Source organism: Leptospira semungkisensis, assembly GCF_004770055.1.
In the GTDB taxonomy this organism is placed as follows: domain Bacteria; phylum Spirochaetota; class Leptospiria; order Leptospirales; family Leptospiraceae; genus Leptospira_B; species Leptospira_B semungkisensis.
On sequence record NZ_RQEP01000022.1, the window covers coordinates 1 to 2,188 of the forward strand.

The window sequence follows — 2,188 nt, forward strand, 5'->3', positions numbered from 1 at the left end:
TGCATGAGCAAACTCGTGCCATCGCAAACGTCGGAACACCTTGGTCGTTATGCGCAATAAGGTCAAAAATATATATAGAATAGAATAAATACTTTATGAAACTTTTTGAAAAATATGCGATTCTTCTTCAGTTCAGTTCAACTGGATTTTCTGTAAGAAATACTTCAAGTAATATTACTATGAGTTACAATTACAAAGAAGTTTATCCAAATTATCCTTGGCTTTACGATGAGGAATTGGTTTCTAATTTAAAGAACCTAATTGATTCAACATACAACTCAACTAGATGGTTGAAATCGTATTTCTTCATTAGCGTGCCCATTGAATTTAACATCGCAGAACGACAATATATTCGTACGGCCGCTGAATTAGCTTTGGCTAGAGAGATATTTATTCTTGACGATCCATTATCGTTTGCCTTGGGGAAATTTAGTAACGAACTTATGCAAAAGTCCAAATTTCTTTTCGTGTCTCCACTATTTGTAACTCATTGTTTCTATGAATCGGGAGAAATTGCGAAATCGACATCATATGGACTTGGTAATATCTCGGAAGAAATATTTAAATTAGAGGACTACGATTTTGCAGTAATCGATAATGATAACTTCGCAGTGAGTAGATTGAAATCTAAATATTATACAAATGGAGAGTCATCGGATTTCATATTTGCTGGTCTATTTTATTGTTTTGAGAAATTCATTCTAAAAAGGAATGTATCGGATTAATAATGACCTTACTTCGGCTAACTTAAAAATTGTCGCTGCGCTTCGGGATCGCTTCGCGACCCTTGCTTGGGCTTCGCCAAATTCCGCTTTGTCACTCGTCTTGCAGAGCAAGCCTCGCGCCAAGTCCTTCGGACGCGCGGAACTTCGACAATTACTGGTCGTTAGGCGAAAGCGTGCGAAATTTATATATAGGAATATTTAATGTATATTGCTTATTTGGATTTATTAGGATTCTCGTATTTTGTGGAATCAGATTTAGAAGGCGCCAATAGATTACTCAGTAGCTATTTGCAAATTTTCAATTTCAGAAATCAACCTTATTATCGCAATGAAAGCAGGGGAGGTATATTTACCATTGATTCAATTCAAGATTTTATTCCTTTTTCCGATTCAGTCGTTATTACGTCCGAAGATATAAATTCATTTCTTCCGCAATTGAGCCGATTTTTATTGGATTCTTTTTTATACCATGGCAAATCGATGAGATTTCCAGAAAGGGCTGAGAGTCCACATGAGACAACTGTGAGTAACGTAGAAATTGAGAATGCACAGATTGTCACAACTCAATCTTTGCAAAATTGGTATCCCGTTCTCTTTAGAGGAGGTATTTCTTCTGGGGAAGTAAATCGAGGTATAGTTCCGAGCATTTATAATGCTAGCAACTATGAATATCCAATTTTTACAGGTATGCCAGTTGTACAAGCCGTCAGATTAGAACAAAGCGGTCACCAAGGCCCGAGGATATTAATTAATTCTGGAGTAATTTCTGATATTAATGATAATGCTTCATTGCTTGTTGGGCCTCAATTTGATATGAATAATGAACATACTGAATTATATTGGCCAGCAATTATTTTTTATAATACTGAGGATTATGAAAGTAATCTTAAGAATGAATTTGCGGAATTGTTTGATATCTCAATAGTTCTTTGGAAAGCATATAGAATAAATTCCAGAATTGAAAGACAATATTTTAATTTTATGAGACTGATATATAAAAGCGGTAAATCGATTTTTGAACGAAACAATTGGGATATGGAAATGTTTAGAGAAACAGTAAATACTTGCTTCCGTGTTGCAGAATTGACTGAAGTAAGCGGCTTATTGGATTAATAGCACGCCATCGCCTAACTGTCGGTGCTTCCGCTCCGCTTCGAGATTGCTTCGCAACTCTCGCTCGGGCTTCGCCACATTTGCTTCTGTCACTTCGTTTGCAAAGCAAACTCGTGCCATTGCAAACGTCGGAACACCTTGGTCGTTATCTGCCATGCCGCGCCCCTCAATTAATAGCGCCTGCCGTCCATGGCAGGCTTAAAGTAATTAATATAAAATAGGATGTATTATGAATTTGCCAGATTTTTTTAAATTTGATTTAGGTAATATTGATAGAACAACAAATCAATTTGCTAAGTTTCATAAGATTATCCATTTTAATCTAAATCTAATTAAATACATAGCAATAG

General features: G+C 35.9%; 2 protein-coding genes. Both read left to right on the plus strand.

All coding sequences use genetic code 11. The annotated features are described in order from the left end of the window. Positions 1-95: 95 nt before the first annotated feature. The gene (locus tag EHO59_RS18095; protein WP_135589884.1) at positions 96-725 is read left to right on the plus strand and encodes a hypothetical protein; all 630 of its coding nucleotides are present in this window, start codon (positions 96-98) and stop codon (positions 723-725) included. Positions 726-926: 201 nt separating this feature from the next. Then, positions 927-1,838: a hypothetical protein gene (locus EHO59_RS18105; protein WP_135589886.1), complete on the plus strand. Its 912-nt coding sequence runs from the start codon at positions 927-929 to the stop codon at positions 1,836-1,838. The last annotated feature ends 350 nt before the right edge of the window (positions 1,839-2,188 follow it).